The following is a 16,138-nucleotide window of genomic DNA, read 5'->3' as shown; positions in this document are numbered from 1 at the left end:
CCGCGGTCGCGTCACGCTTCTTTCGCGATCATGTAGCCGAGTCCGCGCACGTTGCGGATCAGATCCGCGCCGAGCTTCTTGCGCAGCGCGTGGATGTACACCTCGACGGTATTGCTGCCGATCTCCTCGCCCCAGCCATACATCTTCTCTTCGAGCTGCGACTTCGACAGCACCGCGCCCGGCCGCGCCAGCAGCGCTTCGAGCAGCGCGAACTCGCGCGCCGACAGCGCGACCGGCGCGCCGTCGAGCGTCACCTGATGCGCGGCCGGATCGAGCGTCAGCGTGCCGTGGCGGATCATCGATTCGCTGCGGCCCGACTGGCGGCGGATCAGCGCGCGCATTCGCGCGCCGAGTTCGTCGAGATCGAACGGCTTGATCAGGTAGTCGTCCGCGCCCGCGTCGAGGCCCTTCACGCGATCGGCGACCGCGTCGCGCGCGGTGACGATCAGCACCGGCAGCGCGTGACCGCGCGCGCGCAGCGTGCGCAGCACGTCGAGCCCGTCGCGCTTCGGCAGCCCAAGATCGAGCAGCACGAGATCGTAAGACTCGCCGTTCGCGGCCGACAGCGCGGCTTCGCCGTCCTCGACCCAGTCGACGGCGAAACCCTCGCCGCGCAGCGCCTTGCGCACGCCTTCGGCGATCATGCGGTCATCTTCGACAAGCAGTATGCGCATTGGAATTGAGGCCATCGGGGCGGCAGGGCGGCCGCGATTCGCGGAAATTATTGCGCATTCTAGCGCCCCGCGATGCGCGCGCGGCACAAGCGGCCGCCGCCGCCCGCCGGGCCGATCGCGCCGCCGCCTTCGCGCGGCTTTGCGCGCGCCCGCGCGAGGTCTTTACAATGGGCGCTTTTGCGGCGCGCGGCGGCGCGAGGCGATCCCCACCCCGGACGACGCTTCGCGACGCCGCGCGCGTGCCCGTCGTCCGATGCGGCCGCGCGCGGCCCCCCTGCCGCCGGACCGCATCCGCCCCGACCGTTTTAGCCATCCGCTTCTTTCATGCCGCCCGCCCTGCCCGTTGCTCCGTCCGCCGACCGTTCCCGCCCGCGCTCCCGTTCATCGCGCGCCACGCACGTCCCGTCGTTCCCGCCCGCTGCGCTCCGTCACGGCCCCTTCGCCCGCCTCGCCGCCGCGGCAACGCTCGCGTGCGCCGCGCTGATCGGCGCGCAGCCGGCGCTCGCGCAGCCGGCCGGCGAACGCACGCCGGCCGTCAACGTGACGACCGTGCTGCCGCCGTCGGTGATGGCCGGCCTCCAGCGCGCGCACGTGCCGCTGTCGGACGTCAGCGTCGTGATCGAGAAGATCGGCGACCGGCTGCCGAGCGTCGCGGTCAACGCCGGCCAACCGATGATGCCCGCGTCGACGATGAAGCTCGTCACGACGTGGACCGCGCTGTCGATGCTCGGCCCCGACTTCCGCTGGCGCACGAGCGCGTACACGGAAGGCTCGGTCGATGCGTCCGGCGTGCTGCACGGCGACCTGTACATCAAGGGCACCGGCGACCCGAAGCTGGTGCCTGAAGAGCTGATCGACCTCGTGCAGAAGATCCGCGCGGCCGGCATCACGCGCATCGACGGCGCGCTGGTGCTCGACAAGACCGAGTTCGACGCGTCGACGCGCGACCTGCCGCCGTTCGACGACGACGCGAACGCGCCGTACAACGTCGGCCCCGACCCGCTGCTGTACGCGTTCAAGTCGCTGACGTTCACGCTCGCGCCGTCGCGCGAAGGCGTATCGGTCGACGTGATCCCGCCGATCTCGCAGTTGCAGATCGACAACCACATCCGGATGCGCGCCGGCGCATGCAACGGTTTGCTGCCGACGCCGCAGATCGAGCCCGGCGCGAACGGCGAGGTCACCGCGAGTTTCGCCGGCGCTTACGCGATGCGCTGCGGCGAGCGGTCGATCAACATGGCCGCGCCGGTCGATCATTCGGCGTTCTTCGCGGGCGGCTTCCTCGCACTGTGGCAGCAGGCCGGCGGCAGCTTCGGCGGCGCGATCCGCGAAGGCAAGGTGCCGCCGGGCGCGCGGCTCGTCGCGGTCCATCAGAGCCCGCCGCTCGCGGACGTCGTGCACGACATCAACAAGTTCAGCAACAACGTGATGGCGCGCAACCTGTTCCTGACGCTCGGCGCCGTCGCGTCCAGGTCGCCTTCGACGACCGCGAAGGCCGCGTCCGCGGTCACGACGTTCCTGCGCCGCAACGGCGTCGACATGCCCGAACTCGTGCTGGACAACGGCTGCGGGCTGTCGCGCGACGAACACGTGAGCGCGCTGTCGCTCGCGAACCTGCTGCAGGCCGCGAACGCGAGTCCGGTCGCGCAGGTGTTCGTCGATTCGCTGCCGGTCGCCGGCGTCGACGGCACGATGCGCAACCGGCTCGCGAACCAGCCGGTCGGCGGCAACGCGCACATCAAGACCGGCACGCTGCGCGACGTGCGCGCGATCGCCGGTTACGTCGCGGGCGCGAACGGCGAGACCTATGTCGTCGTCAGCCTCATCAACGATCCGCGCGCGGAAGCGGCGCGCGCCGCGCACGACGCGCTGCTCGAATGGGTGTACCAGGGCATGCCTGAAGAAGCGCCGGTGTACGTCGAACCGCATCCGAAGCGCGCGCCGAAGCATCTGCGCAAAGAAGCCCGCCGCCGCGGCGCGCATTGAGCGCGTGCCCGGCGCTGGAAGCTTTCCTCTAGCGAAGCCCCGCCCGGCGCAAGCACTGCCCGTGTACCCTGACGGGCAATGTGCGGCGGCGGCGCGCATCGCGCGTCGCCAGCCGGTACGGCAGCAGACGTGAAAGCGCCGGCGCAATCGACGCCCGAACGAAGCCGCCGCGCACGAAAAACAGCAACGACGACGCACGGCGCAGCAGCGCCGGCCAGACATCAGGAGGAGACCCCGGTGCAGCTCGACGCGACGCATCCGGTGACGGCGTGCGGCGGCGTGCCGGCACGACCCGCCGCCACGCAGCATGCGGATCACGACGACGTCGCGACCGCGACGACCGCCTCGCACGCGCACGACGGCCATCGCGCTTCGCTGCTCCCGCCCACGCGCCGGCATCTCACCGTCTACCAGGTTCACCGAAACGAACCGGCGCGAAACCCTGCCCGCATGGCCGCCACACCTGCCTTCACGTGGGCGGGAAGCGTTCGGCCCACGCTCGCACCGCGCCGAACGATCGTGCGTAAAAACAACACCAGGGGCGGACCCGGATCGCGCGAACCGCAAAGGATCCGGCAGGCTGTCGGCCTTGCCCGCGAGGCAACGCACGGCCTGCAACACACGGCGTCAGAGGCCACACAACGAGGAGATGAAGTCAACATGAAGCAACGAGCAACGACCCATCGCAAGCTGCTGCGCACGACGCAGATCGCCATCGCCAGCGCGGCCTTCGCGCTGCTCGCCGCATGCGGCGGCGGTGGCGGCGACAACAACAACAACGCGAGCAACACGCCGGCCGGCGGCGTGACGCTGCAGGTCGTGTCGTTCGGGGACAGCCTGTCCGACGTCGGCACCTACACGCCGAACATCCTCCCCGGCTTCGGCGGCGGCAAGTTCACGACGAATCCGGGCGAGATCTGGGTGCAGAAAATCGCCGAATACTACGGCGGCACGATCTCCCCGGCCTACGAAGGCGGCTTCGGGCTGCCGCTCACCGCGACGGGCGGGCTCGGCTACGCGCAGGGCGGCTCGGACGTCAGCGCGGCGAATCCGCAGGGGATGGGATGGCTGCCGAACAACGCGGCGGCGACCACGGTGCCGGTCGAGACGCAGATCGGCAACTATCTGTCCGCGCACGGCAGCTTCAACGCGAACCAGCTCGTGCTGGTCAACGGCGGCGCGAACGACATTTTCCAGTTCTCGACCGCGCAGAACCTCACCGCGCTGGCGACTGCGCTGCAAACCGGCTTCCCGCAAGCCGTCGCGGCCCAGCAGGTGCCGAACACGCCGGCGGGCCAGGTGCAGTTCATCGCCGGCTACCTGCAATCGAACAACACCCAGGTCGCGCAGGCGGCCGTCGCGCTCGCGACGCAGATCCAGAAGATCGTCAGCTCGGGCGCGACGCACGTGGTGCTGATGACGGTGCCGGACATCGGCCAGACGCCGCAGGGCGTCACCGCGGACGCGCAGCAGGCCGGCACGGCCGCGGTGCTGACGGGCGTCACCGCCGCCTACAACGGGATGGTGGAGCAGTTGATCCAGCCGCTGATCCAGTCGGGCCAGGTGATCGTCGCCGATGCATTCACGTGGCTCGACACCGTCGCGCTGCCGAACTACCAGGCCGAGGGCTTCACGGTGTCGAACACCGGCACCGCGTGCAACCTGCAGTCGATGCAGGCCAGCGCGACACAGTACGCGCAGCAGCATCCGGAAGTGCTGGCGGGCGGCATCACGGCCGAACAGTACGGCTCCCAGTTCGCGTCGTCGCTGTTCTGCTCGCCGCAGACGTACACGACGGCCAACGCGGACCAGACGTACATGTTCGCCGACCTGGTCCACCCGAGCACGCACATGCACGCGCTGTTCGCGCAATACGTCGAGCAGACCATCGCGAAGACCGGCCTCGGCAAATAGGCGCGGCGGACGCTGAAAGCAAAAAGCCCGGCTCTTTCGAGCCGGGCTTTTTTACGTCCAGCGCCGCCGCGCGCGGTCTAACCGGCCACCTACTCCTGCGCCTCGAACGCCGCCGCCGCGCGGCCGAGCCGGTCGTTGACCGCGATCCATTCGATCGTTTCGGGCAGCTTCTCGATCAGGATTCGCGCGACGTTCGCGCGATCGAGCGCGCGCAGCAAGCGATAAAGCTCGCGCGCATAAGCCTGCGGATCTTCGGGCGCGGCGACGAAACGCACGCCCGGCGCGCTCGCCCACGCGCCCGCCCGCGACGCACGCGCGACCAGCGCGACCGGTTCATCCGCCGTCCGCGCCGCCAGCAACGGTTCGAGCAGGTCGAACGGCAGCAGCGCGAGCGGCGTGCGCGGCGCGTAGTGCGCCTTCAGCGTGCCGGACGCGCGCGGCGCGGTCGCGTCGGAACCGTCCGGCAGACGCGGCGCTTCGCCGAGCACCCGCGCGATGTCGTCCGGCGTCACGTGGCCGGGCCGCAGCAGCGCCGGAAAGCCGCGCGACAGGTCGACGATCGTCGATTCGATCCCGACGTCGGACGGCCCGCCGTCGAGCACGTGGATCGACGGGCCGAATTCGTCGCGCACGTGCTGCGCGGTGGTCGGGCTCACGTGGCCGAAGCGGTTCGCGGACGGCGCGGCGACGCCGCCCTGCCCGCCGCGCCGCGCCGAAAACGCCGCGAGCAGCGCCTGCGCGACCGGGTGCGACGGACAGCGCAGCCCGACCGAATCCTGCCCGCCGCTCACCGCATCCGGAATGCGCGGATGGCGCTTCACGATCAGCGTCAGCGGGCCGGGCCAGAACGCATCGACGAGCTTCTGCGCGGCCTCCGGCCAGTCGGCGGCCCAGTAGCGCGGATCGCCGCCCGGCGGCAGATGCACGATCACCGGATGGTTCGCCGGCCGCCCCTTCGCCGCGTAGATCCGCGCGACCGCGTCGGGGCTCTGCGCGTCGCCGCCGAGGCCGTACACGGTCTCGGTCGGAAACGCGACGAGCTGCCCTGCGTCGAGCAGCGCGGCCGCGCGCTCGATGTCGGCTGGATCGACGCGCGGCGCGTCGGCGGATCGAGGCTGGTCCGGCATCACGGGCGCGCGCCTCTCAACCGGTGATGATGTGCAGCAGCCGCGCGCAGTCGCGCGCGGCGGCGCGCGCCTCGTCGAGCGTCGGCGCGGTGAAGTTCACGTGGCCCATCTTGCGGCCCGGGCGCGCGTCCTCCTTGCCGTACAGATGCAGCCGCGCGGCCGGCATCGCCGCCACCTCGTTCCACGGCGGCGTGACCGGCGCGGCGCCCTTCTGGGCCTTCGACTCGCCGGCGCCGCACGGGAACCACACGTCGCCGAGGATGTTCAGCATCACGGCCGGCGAGTGCTGGCGCGTGTCGCCGAGCGGCATCGCGGTCATCGCGCGCACCTGCTGCTCGAACTGGCTCGTCGCGCACGCATCGACGGTGTAGTGGCCGGAGTTGTGCGGGCGCGGCGCCATCTCGTTCGCGACCATCGTGCCGTCTTCGAGCACGAAGAACTCGACGCACAGCACGCCGACGTAACCGAGCTTCGCGGCGATCTGCAACGCGGCCTGCTGCGCCTGCTGCACGAGCGCCGGGCTCGCGTCCGGGGCCGGCACGATCGTGTGCGACAGCACGCCGTTGCGATGCGTGTTCTGCGCGAGCGGATACACGGCCGTCGCGCCGTTCGCGCCGCGCGCGATCAGCGCGGACACCTCGAACTTCAGCGGCAGCCGCTTTTCGAGCACGCACGGCACGCCGCCGAGCGACGCATGCGCCTCGCGCACCTCGTCCGCATTGGTCACGCGCACCTGGCCCTTGCCGTCGTAGCCGAGCCGCGCGGTTTTCAGGATGCCCGGCAGCACGGCCGCGAGCGCGTCGTCGGTCAGCGCGGCGAGCGCCTGCGACGACTCGATCACGACGTGCGGCGCGACCGGCACGCCGGCCGCCGCGATGAACCGCTTCTCCGCGATCCGGTCCTGCGCGATCGCGACGCAGCGGCCCGCCGGGCTCACGAACGTCGTTTTCGCGAGCGCGTCGAGGCTCTGCGCGGGCACGTTCTCGAATTCGGTCGAGACCGCCGCGCACAGCCGCGCGAGTTCGGTCAGCGCGGCTTCGTCGTCGTACGGCGCGCGCAGATGGCGGTCGGCGACGCTGCCAGCCGGGCTGTTCGGGTCCGGGTCGAGCACGGCGACGCGGTAGCCCATCGCCTGCGCGGCGAAGCAGAACATGCGGCCGAGCTGGCCGCCGCCCACCATGCCGAGCCAGGCGCCGGGCAGGATCGGGGAAACCGGGGTGTTGTGGTCTGGGTTCATCGTTGTATTCGGTCGCGGAACGCTGCGGCGGGGGGACGGCGCGCAGCGTCACCGGGGTTTAGCGTCGGCGCGCCGCGAGCGCGGCGCCCGATGTGTCACCAGAGGCGACACCTGACACGGCGCTCACAGCGCCGGCAACACCATCGCGTGCGCGGCTTCGTTCTGGCGCACGCGGAATGCGGCAAGCTGGTTCGCGTAGTCGGGCTCGGTCACGCTCAGGATCGACACCGCGAACAGCGCCGCGTTCGCCGCGCCCGCCTCGCCGATCGCGAACGTCGCGACCGGCACGCCCTTTGGCATCTGCACGATCGAATGCAGCGAATCGACGCCCTTCAGATACTTGCTCGCGACCGGCACGCCGAGCACCGGCACCGTCGTCTTCGCGGCGAGCATGCCCGGCAGATGGGCCGCGCCGCCCGCGCCCGCGATGATCGCGCGCAGCCCGCGCTCGCGCGCGCGCTCCGCGTACTCGAACATCTCGTCGGGCATCCGGTGCGCGGACACCACCTTCGCCTCGTACGCGACGCCGAACTCCTGCAGGATCGCGACCGCGTGCTTCATCGTTTCCCAGTCCGAGCTGGAGCCCATCAACACGCCGACGAGCGGCGCGGCGTGCTGGTGAGCGGTCTGCGCTTCAGTCATCACAGAGGTCCTTCGGGTTCACGCGAGCTTCTGGCCGGTGAGGCGCTCCAGCGCCTCCTGGTACTTCGCGGACGTCTTCGCGATCACGTCGTCCGGCAGCTTCGGGGCCGGCGGCTCCTTCTTCCAGTCCTGGGTTTCGAGCCAGTCGCGCACGAACTGCTTGTCGAACGACGGCGGGTTCGTGCCGACCTGGTACTGGTCCGCCGGCCAGAAGCGCGACGAGTCGGCGGTCAGCGCCTCGTCCATCAGATACAGCTCGCCGTGGTTGTCGAGGCCGAATTCGAACTTCGTGTCCGCGATGATGATGCCGCGCGTCGCCGCGTAGTCGGCGGCTTCCCTGTACAGGCGGATCGAGATGTCCCTGATCGTCGCCGACAGCTCGGTGCCGATGCGGCGCTCCATCTCGTCGTAGGTGATGTTCTCGTCGTGGTGGCCCATCTCGGCCTTCGCGGCCGGCGTGAAGATCGGCTCCGGCAGCTTCTGCGCGTTCTGGAGGCCCGGCGGCAGCGCGACGCCGCAGATCGCGCCGGTCGCCTGATAGTCCTTCCAGCCGCTGCCCGCGAGGTAGCCGCGCACGACCGCCTCGACGAGAATCGGCTCCAGCCGCTTCACGACGACCGCGCGGCCTTTCACCTGCTCGACTTCGTCGGCGGCGACGACCGTTTCCGGATCGACGCCGGTCAGGTGGTTCGGCACCACGTGCTTCAGCCGGTCGAACCAGAAGTTCGCCATCTGGTTCAGCACCCGGCCCTTGCCCGGAATCGGCTCGCCCATGATCACGTCGAACGCCGACAGGCGGTCGGTCGTGACGATCAGCAGCTTGTCGTTGCCCACCGCATAGTTGTCGCGGACCTTGCCGCGGCCGAGGAGCGGCAGCGAGCGGAGCGTGGATTCGTAGAGGGTAGACATCGTCGTGATTCGCTAGAAACGTGGCGGGACCGTCGTCTCGATCGAGACCGGAACCGATAAGAGTAAACCAAAAACCCGTCGCCGTTCCCCGGACTGGCGGAAAACGGCGACGCAATGAGCCGTTCGCGACGGACGGACCGCATGACGCGCCCCGCCCGCCGGCAATACCTCAAAACGTTACCGAACGATCTGCGCCAGCTCGCCCGACTTGTAGCGCTCGGCCATCCTGTCGAGCGCGACCGGCTTGATCTTCGACGCCTGGCCTTCGCAGCCGAACGCGAGGTAGCGGTCCACACAGACCTTCTTCGCCGCTTCGCGCGCCGGCTTCAGGTAGTCGCGCGGATCGAACTTCGACGGATTCTCCGCCAGGTAGCGGCGGATCGCGCCGGTGATCGCGAGGCGCAGGTCGGTGTCGATGTTGATCTTGCGCACGCCGTGGCGGATGCCTTCCTGGATCTCCTCGACCGGCACGCCATAGGTTTCCTTCATGTCGCCGCCGAACTCGCGGATTTCCGCGAGCAGTTCCTGCGGCACCGACGACGAACCGTGCATCACGAGGTGCGTGTTCGGAATGCGCGCGTGGATCTCCTTGATGCGGGCGATCGACAGGATGTCGCCGGTCGGCTTCTTCGAGAACTTGTACGCGCCGTGCGACGTGCCGATCGCGATCGCGAGCGCATCGCACTGCGTGAGCTTCACGAAGTCGGCGGCCTGCTCCGGGTCGGTCAGCAGTTGCTCGCGGGTCATCGTGCCTTCCGCGCCGTGGCCGTCTTCCTTGTCGCCCATCATCGTTTCCAGCGAGCCGAGCACGCCCAGTTCCGCCTCGACCGTGACGCCGATCGAATGCGCCATCTCGACGACCTTCCGCGACACGTCCACGTTGTACTCGTACGACGCGACCGACTTGCCGTCGGCCTGCAGCGAGCCGTCCATCATCACGCTGGAGAAGCCGCTGCGGATCGCCGCCATGCAGACCGCCGGCGACTGGCCGTGGTCCTGGTGCATCACGACCGGGATGTGCGGATACGATTCGACAGCCGCCTCGATCAGATGACGCAGGAATGCTTCGCCAGCGTATTTGCGCGCGCCTGCCGACGCCTGCATGATCACCGGCGCGCCGACCTGGTCGGCGGCGGCCATGATGGTCTGCACCTGTTCGAGATTGTTCACGTTGAACGCGGGCAAACCGTAGCCGTTTTCGGCGGCGTGATCCAGCAGTTGACGCATTGATACGAGAGGCATTGTCCTACTCCTTTGATTTGAAACGAATCTGTCGTGCCGCCGGCCGTCTTGCGCAGCCGGTCGAGGCCGTCGTGGCGGCCTGGTCGCGGTCCGTGCCGCGATTTCGTTAGCGCGAATTTTATCGCGAAGCAATGCCTGTTCCCGGCGGAAAGATACATTGCGCAACAATTCCGCGGCGCAGGCGGGTAGTCCGGCGGATCGCGCCGACACGGCGCGCGACCCGCCGGCCGCCCGGCGCGCGGTCAGCGCAGTCGATCAGAGCGCGTCGCCGACGCGCACGATCTTCAGCGTGTTGGTGCCGCCCGGCTGCCCCATCGGCTCGCCGACCGTCAGCACCACCATGTCGCCGCGCGACGCGTAACCCTTGCTGACGACGACTTCGAGCGCCTGCTGGAGCGCGGTGTCGCGATCGGAGCTGGTGTCGAGATGCAGCGGCGTGACGTTGCGGAACAGCGTCATCGCGCGTTCGCTGCCGACCCGCGGCGTCAACGCGAAGATCGGCACGTGGGTCCAGTGGCGCGACATCCACAGCGCGGTGGAGCCGGACTCGGTCAGCGCGACGATCGCCTTCGCGCCGAGATGGAACGCGGTGAACAGCGCGCCCATCGCGATCGACTGGTCGATCCGCGTGAACGTGCGGTCGAGAAAATCCTTGTCGAGTTCGGACTGCTCGGACTTCTCGGCCTCGACGCAGATCGCGGCCATCGTCTCGATCGTCTGCACCGGATACTTGCCGGCCGCCGACTCCGCGGACAGCATCACCGCGTCGGTGCCGTCGAGCACCGCGTTCGCAACGTCGGACACCTCCGCGCGGGTCGGCACCGGCGCGTGGATCATCGACTCCATCATCTGCGTCGCGGTGATCACGAACTTGTTCGAGTCGCGCGCCATCCGGATCATGCGCTTTTGCAGCGCCGGCACCGCCGCGTTGCCGACTTCGACCGCGAGGTCGCCGCGCGCGACCATGATGCCGTCCGACGAGTCGAGGATCTCCTGCAACGCGGGGATCGCTTCCGCGCGCTCGATCTTCGCGATCATCTTCGGCTTGATGCCGTACGGCGCGCCCGCGATGTTCGCGAGCTGGCGCGCCATCTCCATGTCGGTCGCGTTCTTCGGGAACGACACCGCGACGAAGTCCGCGCCGAGCGACATCGCGGTGCGGATGTCCTCCATGTCCTTCGCGGTCAGCGCGGGCGCGGTGAGGCCGCCGCCCTGGCGGTTGATGCCCTTGTTGTTCGACAGCTCGCCGCCGATGCGCACGGTCGTGTGGATCTCGCTGCCGATCACGCGCACGACGTCGAGCACGATCAGCCCGTCGTTCAGCAGCAGCACGTCGCCCGGCTTCAGGTCGCGCGGCAGGTCCTTGTAATCGAGGCCGACGCGGTCGTCGTTGCCGAGTTCGCATTCCGAGTCGAGGACGAACGGGTGGCCCGGCACGAGCGTGGTCTTGCCGTTCTCGAACTTGCCGACGCGGATCTTCGGCCCTTGCAGGTCGGCCATGATCGCGACTTCGCGGCCGACCTGGCGGGCGCATTCCCGCACGGTTTCGGCGCGCTGGCGATGATCGTCCGCGGTGCCGTGCGAAAAGTTGAGACGCACCACGTCGAGTCCCGCCCGAATCATCTGCAGCAGGACGTCCGGCGCGCTGGAAGCCGGGCCAATGGTGGCGACAATCTTGGTAGCGCGATGCATGAATCTCCTCGTGTGGATGGGATCGCTGTGAAAGGCGCTGCTGCGAGACGGGCAGCCGGGGTTCGCCGCACCGGCGGCGGCCCCGGGATGCGCGCCGGTTCGGGCCGGCGTCGCTTTGTAGGATGGGGCGGGCGCGGATGCAGCGCCGGAAGGCGCCGCCGTTGCCTGCGCCGGGACGGCCGGCGCGCGGGACGCGGCGCGCGTTGGCGCGGCGCCCGCGGCGCTCGCCGCCGGTTCGGCGGATCGCGCGCCGACTGGCGCGCTCCGCTTTGCCGCGCCGGCTGGCGCCGCCGCGGCTGGATCTGCTGGTGCTGCGCCGGACGCGCGGCGGCCGGTTTCGGCGTGGCCCGGCTCGGCCGGTCTTGAGGCGGCTCCGGCGCGGCTTGCCTTCGAGTTCGCCGCCGGGTCTTTCGCCGCCGGGTTCTTCACCGCCCCCCGGCTTACGGTTTCGTCAGCGGCGGGAGCGTCGCGTTGCGCATCGCGCGCAGTCGTTGCCGCGCGTTTCCCGCGTCCGGCGCGGGCCTGTTCCGGCTTCGCTGGATCGCGAGCCGGCGCGCGCGACGCCACTCAGGCCGCCCGCGATTCGAGCACTTCGACCGCCGGCAATGTCTTGCCTTCGAGGAATTCGAGGAACGCGCCGCCGCCGGTCGAGATATAGCTGACCTGATCGTGGATGCCGTATTTCGCGATCGCCGCGAGCGTATCGCCGCCGCCGGCGATCGAGAACGCCGGCGACTTCGCGATCGCTTCCGCGAGCGTCTTCGTGCCGTTGCCGAACTGGTCGAACTCGAACACGCCGACCGGGCCGTTCCATACGATCGTGCCGGCCTTCTCCAGCTGCGCGGCGAGCGCCTTCGCCGTTTCCGGCCCGATGTCGAGGATCAGGTCGTCGTCCGCGACGTCGGCCACCGCCTTCACCTCGGCCTTCGCGGTCGCCGCGAATTCCTTCGCGGTGACGACGTCGGTCGGAATCGGCACCGACGCGCCGCGCGCCTTGGCCGCGTCGATGATCGCCTTCGCCTCGGCGACGAGGTCGGCTTCCGCGAGCGACTTGCCGATCTTCAGGCCGGCCGCGAGCATGAACGTGTTCGCGATGCCGCCGCCGACGATCAACTGGTCCACCTTCTCCGCGAGCGACTTCAGGATCGTCAGCTTGGTCGACACCTTCGAGCCGGCGACGATCGCGACGAGCGGCCGCTTCGGCGCGCCGAGCGCCTTGCCGAGCGCATCCAGTTCGGCGGCCAGCAGCGGGCCGGCGCACGCGATCGGCGCGTACTTCGCGATCCCGTGGGTGGTCGCCTCCGCGCGGTGCGCGGTGCCGAACGCGTCGTTCACGTAGACGTCGCAGAGCTTCGCCAGCTTCTGCGCCAGTTCGTCCGAATTCTTCTTCTCGCCCTTGTTCACGCGGCAGTTTTCGAGCAGCACGACGCTGCCCGGCGCGACCTCGACGCCGTCGACCCAGTTCGCGACGAGCGGCACGTCGCGGCCGAGCAGTTCGGCGAGGCGCTTCGCGACCGGCGCGAGCGAGTCCTCGGGTTTCAGTTCGCCTTCAGTCGGACGGCCGAGGTGCGACGTGACCATCACGGCCGCGCCGGCGTCGAGCGCGGCCTTGATCGCCGGCACCGACGCGCGGATGCGGGTGTCCTCGGTGATGTTGCCGTGGTCGTCCTGCGGCACGTTGAGGTCGGCGCGGATGAACACCCGCCTGGCCGCAAGCTTGCCTTCGGAGATCAGATCGGAGAGACGCAGAACCTTGTTCATGGACATGACAGTGCGTGACAGTGCGTAAGGGTGGGAAGGCGATGGCAGACGCTGCGCGGCAGCGGCTTCGCGGGACCTCGTGCGCGGCAAGCCGGCGCGCCCGGCGACGGCATCGGATTTCAGGATCGGTATTTTAGCCGATACCCACCGCGATCTGACGCGTGTATCCGCGGATGCCCGATATTTGGGGAAACGCCGCGGCTTGGCGGCATGCGCGCGCGGCGCAATGCGCGCTCGCTGTACGGCAAATATCGCGCCCGGCAGCCCGCGCGCGCCCGTGCGGGCGGCAAATGACGCTAAAATACGCGTCTTTGCCGCCCGCAGAACCAGAGACCCGCTTTTCCGGCGCGCCGTGCGCGCCAGGCCGACGCCCTTCGCGTCGCGCAAACGGTCCGTCCGGCGCGGACGGTGCGAACCCGTTATCACTCTGTACCCGCCTGGAGAATTCGTATGTCAATGGCCGATCGCGACGGCAAGATCTGGATGGACGGCAAGCTGATCGACTGGCGCAACGCCACGATCCACGTGCTGACCCACACGCTGCACTACGGGATGGGCGTATTCGAAGGCGTGCGCGCCTATCAGACCGTCGACGGCAGCACCGTGATCTTCCGCCTGCAGGAGCACACGAAGCGCCTGCTGAATTCCGCGAAGATCTTCCAGATGGACGTGCCGTTCGACCACGCGACGCTCGCCGCCGCGCAGTGCGAAGTCGTCCGCGAAAACAAGCTTGAATCGTGCTACATCCGCCCGATCATCTGGGTCGGCTCGGAAAAACTCGGCGTGTCCGCGAAGGGCAACACGATCCACGTCGCGGTCGCCGCATGGCCGTGGGGCGCGTACCTCGGCGAGGACGGCATCAAGAAGGGCATCCGCGTGAAGACGTCGTCGTTCACGCGCCATCACGTGAACGTGTCGATGGTGCGCGCGAAGGCGTCCGGCTGGTACGTGAACTCGATTCTCGCCAACCAGGAAGCGATCGCCGACGGCTACGACGAAGCGCTGCTGCTCGACGTCGACGGCTACGTGTCCGAAGGCTCGGGCGAGAACTTCTTCCTCGTGAACAACGGCAAGCTGTACACGCCGGACCTGTCGTCGTGCCTCGACGGCATCACGCGCGATACGGTAATCACGCTCGCGCGCGACGCCGGCATCCAGGTGATCGAGAAGCGCATCACGCGCGACGAGGTGTACACCGCCGACGAAGCGTTCTTCACCGGCACCGCCGCCGAAGTCACGCCGATCCGCGAACTCGACAACCGCACGATCGGCAGCGGCTCGCGCGGCCCGATCACGGAACAGTTGCAGTCCGCGTTCTTCGACGTCGTGTCCGGCAAGAGCGACAAGTACGCGCACTGGCTGACGAAGGTCTGAGCGTCCGGCGAACCCGCATGCGAAGGCGCACGCGGCGCACGAACGCCGCGTCCCCACAGCTACAACGAGACTGATCCTCATGAGCGAAATCAAGGAAATGCCGCTGGTCGAACTGTCGGCCAAAGACCTGCCCGCTTACTGCCCGAACCCGTCGATGCCGCGCTGGAGCATGCACCCGCGCGTGTTCATCGACGTCACGCACGGCGAGGCGCGCTGCCCGTATTGCGGCACGCGCTACAAGCTGCGCGACGGCGAAGTGCTGCACGGCCATTGACGACCGACGCACGCTCGCCGCGCGTCGTCGCGCGTGGCCCGCAACTGGGTCATCCGTCGCCGCACGGCAGCGCCGCCGCATCGTGCGCGCTGTCGCGCGCCGCGGCCGGCCCGCATCGGCACCCCCGGTCATTTCCTGTTTCGTCTGCCGCCTGCGCGCGGCCGGCGGACCGCTGTTCCGAACAACCGCGTTCCGCGCGTCGCCGCGCGGAGCCTCCTCGACTTCCTGACACAGACACCCGATGCGCCGCGCGCTGGTAATCGCACCGAACTGGATCGGTGACGCACTGATGGCGCAGCCGCTCCTGTCGCGGCTCGTGAAATTGCATCCGCGCATCGCGATCGACGCGATCGCGCCGACGTGGGTCGCGCCCGTGCTCGAACGGATGCCCGAAATCCGCGACGTGTACGCGACCGATCTCGCGCACGGCAAGCTGCAACTGCTGCGCCGCTGGCAGCTTGCGGGCGACCTGCGCGACGTCGGTTACGACGCCGCCTATGTGCTGCCGAACTCGCTGAAGTCCGCGTTGATCCCGTGGCTCGCGCACATTCCGCTGCGGATCGGCTACACCGGCGAGAACCGCTACGGCCTTCTGAACGTGCGCCACGCGAATCCGCCGAAGGACGAGCGGCCGCCGATGATCCGCCACTACGCGGCGCTCGCCTACGCGCCGGGCGCGACCGTGCCCGACGACCTGCCGATGCCGCGTCTCGACACGGACCCGAACGAGGCGTCGCGCGTGTCGGCGCGCTTCAACCTCGACACCCGCGTGCCGCTCCTCGTGTTCTGCCCCGGCGCCGAATACGGCCCCGCGAAACGCTGGCCGCCCGAACACTTCGCGGAGCTTGCGCAACTCGTCGGCCAGTCGTTCCCGTACGCGAAGATCGTCGCGCTCGGCTCGCCGAAGGACGCGCCGCTCGCGCAGGCGATCGCGGAACGCGCGTCGAACGTGCGCAACCTGTGCGGACAGACCGCGCTTGGCGAAGCCTGCGCGCTGATCTCGCGCGCGAGCGCGGTGGTCACCAACGATTCGGGGCTGATGCACGTCGCGGCCGCGCTGCGCCGGCCGCTCGTCGCGGTGTACGGCTCGACGGATCCGCGCCACACGCCGCCCTTGTCCGAGCTTGCAAAGGTACAATGGCTGCATCTCGATTGCAGTCCCTGTTTTCAGCGCGAATGCCCGCTCGGCCATCTGAACTGCCTGCGCGAGCTAAGCGCGGCGCAGGTGTTCGGCGATCTGCGCGGCATGCTGCTCGCGCAACGCTAGGCGCTCCACGCGCGCCGGCCGCGGAGATGGAATTCGCGC

Annotated in this window: 13 protein-coding genes; 5 read left to right on the top strand and 8 right to left on the bottom strand. The window is 69.3% G+C overall.

All coding sequences use genetic code 11. The features are described 5' to 3' along the window. Positions 1-11 precede the first annotated feature (11 nt). A complete protein-coding gene (locus BLV92_RS04295; protein WP_090542556.1) occupies positions 12-674 on the bottom strand; it encodes a response regulator in 663 nt (220 codons plus the stop codon). A gap of 324 nt (positions 675-998) precedes the next feature. Between BLV92_RS04295 and dacB the strand changes: the two genes are divergently transcribed. Further along, positions 999-2,660: a D-alanyl-D-alanine carboxypeptidase/D-alanyl-D-alanine endopeptidase gene (gene dacB, locus BLV92_RS04290; RefSeq protein WP_090542554.1), complete on the top strand. Its 1,662-nt coding sequence runs from the start codon at positions 999-1,001 to the stop codon at positions 2,658-2,660. A 660-nt stretch (positions 2,661-3,320) separates the two neighbouring features. Further along, complete coding sequence (locus BLV92_RS04285) at positions 3,321-4,574, top strand: SGNH/GDSL hydrolase family protein (protein ID WP_090542552.1); 1,254 nt, start codon at positions 3,321-3,323, stop codon at positions 4,572-4,574. Positions 4,575-4,663: 89 nt separating this feature from the next. Here the strand turns inward: BLV92_RS04285 and BLV92_RS04280 are convergent, their stop codons facing one another. From BLV92_RS04280 to BLV92_RS04250, 7 genes are all read right to left on the bottom strand, one after another. Continuing rightward, complete coding sequence (locus BLV92_RS04280) at positions 4,664-5,701, bottom strand: L-threonylcarbamoyladenylate synthase (protein ID WP_090542550.1); 1,038 nt, start codon at positions 5,699-5,701, stop codon at positions 4,664-4,666. A gap of 16 nt (positions 5,702-5,717) precedes the next feature. Then, positions 5,718-6,938 (bottom strand): 5-(carboxyamino)imidazole ribonucleotide synthase, encoded by a 1,221-nt coding sequence (locus BLV92_RS04275; protein ID WP_090542548.1) that lies wholly within the window; start codon positions 6,936-6,938, stop codon positions 5,718-5,720. Between the two features lie 123 nt (positions 6,939-7,061). After that, complete coding sequence (gene purE / locus BLV92_RS04270) at positions 7,062-7,580, bottom strand: 5-(carboxyamino)imidazole ribonucleotide mutase (protein ID WP_090542546.1); 519 nt, start codon at positions 7,578-7,580, stop codon at positions 7,062-7,064. Between the two features lie 18 nt (positions 7,581-7,598). Further along, positions 7,599-8,489, bottom strand: a complete 891-nt coding sequence (locus BLV92_RS04265; protein ID WP_090542544.1) for a phosphoribosylaminoimidazolesuccinocarboxamide synthase — start codon at positions 8,487-8,489, stop codon at positions 7,599-7,601. 177 nt (positions 8,490-8,666) lie between these two features. Then, positions 8,667-9,731 (bottom strand): class II fructose-bisphosphate aldolase, encoded by a 1,065-nt coding sequence (fba, locus tag BLV92_RS04260; protein WP_090542542.1) that lies wholly within the window; start codon positions 9,729-9,731, stop codon positions 8,667-8,669. Between the two features lie 255 nt (positions 9,732-9,986). After that, positions 9,987-11,423, bottom strand: a complete 1,437-nt coding sequence (gene pyk / locus BLV92_RS04255; RefSeq protein WP_090542540.1) for a pyruvate kinase — start codon at positions 11,421-11,423, stop codon at positions 9,987-9,989. Between the two features lie 567 nt (positions 11,424-11,990). Beyond that, positions 11,991-13,184: a phosphoglycerate kinase gene (locus BLV92_RS04250; RefSeq protein ID WP_090546817.1), complete on the bottom strand. Its 1,194-nt coding sequence runs from the start codon at positions 13,182-13,184 to the stop codon at positions 11,991-11,993. A 450-nt stretch (positions 13,185-13,634) separates the two neighbouring features. Between BLV92_RS04250 and BLV92_RS04245 the strand changes: the two genes are divergently transcribed. The 3 genes from BLV92_RS04245 (at position 13,635) to waaF (ending at position 16,099) form a co-directional block, all read left to right on the top strand. Continuing rightward, positions 13,635-14,558, top strand: a complete 924-nt coding sequence (locus BLV92_RS04245) for a branched-chain amino acid transaminase (protein ID WP_090542538.1) — start codon at positions 13,635-13,637, stop codon at positions 14,556-14,558. Positions 14,559-14,637: 79 nt separating this feature from the next. Continuing rightward, on the top strand, positions 14,638-14,832 hold the full coding sequence (locus tag BLV92_RS04240) for a zinc-finger domain-containing protein (protein ID WP_090542536.1): 195 nt from the start codon (positions 14,638-14,640) through the stop codon (positions 14,830-14,832). Between the two features lie 241 nt (positions 14,833-15,073). Continuing rightward, positions 15,074-16,099 carry a lipopolysaccharide heptosyltransferase II gene (waaF, locus tag BLV92_RS04235; protein WP_090542534.1) on the top strand — a complete coding sequence of 342 codons (1,026 nt, stop codon included), beginning with the start codon at positions 15,074-15,076 and terminating at the stop codon, positions 16,097-16,099. Positions 16,100-16,138 lie beyond the last annotated feature (39 nt).

Origin of the sequence: Paraburkholderia caballeronis, from assembly GCF_900104845.1 — a bacterium.
GTDB classification, from domain to species: Bacteria; Pseudomonadota; Gammaproteobacteria; order Burkholderiales; family Burkholderiaceae; genus Paraburkholderia; species Paraburkholderia caballeronis.
This window is presented reverse-complemented; position numbering and strand designations above follow the sequence as displayed.

Coding starts and splice junctions, on each gene's coding strand:
- fba (WP_090542542.1), bottom strand. CDS start 9,731: ATGCCTCTCGTATCAATGCGTCAACTGCTGGATCACGCCGCCGAAAAC.
- purE (WP_090542546.1), bottom strand. CDS start 7,580: ATGACTGAAGCGCAGACCGCTCACCAGCACGCCGCGCCGCTCGTCGGC.
- waaF (WP_090542534.1), top strand. CDS start 15,074: ATGCGCCGCGCGCTGGTAATCGCACCGAACTGGATCGGTGACGCACTG.
- BLV92_RS04265 (WP_090542544.1), bottom strand. CDS start 8,489: ATGTCTACCCTCTACGAATCCACGCTCCGCTCGCTGCCGCTCCTCGGC.
- BLV92_RS04250 (WP_090546817.1), bottom strand. CDS start 13,184: ATGAACAAGGTTCTGCGTCTCTCCGATCTGATCTCCGAAGGCAAGCTT.
- pyk (WP_090542540.1), bottom strand. CDS start 11,423: ATGCATCGCGCTACCAAGATTGTCGCCACCATTGGCCCGGCTTCCAGC.
- BLV92_RS04245 (WP_090542538.1), top strand. CDS start 13,635: ATGTCAATGGCCGATCGCGACGGCAAGATCTGGATGGACGGCAAGCTG.
- BLV92_RS04295 (WP_090542556.1), bottom strand. CDS start 674: ATGCGCATACTGCTTGTCGAAGATGACCGCATGATCGCCGAAGGCGTG.
- dacB (WP_090542554.1), top strand. CDS start 999: ATGCCGCCCGCCCTGCCCGTTGCTCCGTCCGCCGACCGTTCCCGCCCG.
- BLV92_RS04280 (WP_090542550.1), bottom strand. CDS start 5,701: ATGCCGGACCAGCCTCGATCCGCCGACGCGCCGCGCGTCGATCCAGCC.
- BLV92_RS04275 (WP_090542548.1), bottom strand. CDS start 6,938: ATGAACCCAGACCACAACACCCCGGTTTCCCCGATCCTGCCCGGCGCC.
- BLV92_RS04285 (WP_090542552.1), top strand. CDS start 3,321: ATGAAGCAACGAGCAACGACCCATCGCAAGCTGCTGCGCACGACGCAG.
- BLV92_RS04240 (WP_090542536.1), top strand. CDS start 14,638: ATGAGCGAAATCAAGGAAATGCCGCTGGTCGAACTGTCGGCCAAAGAC.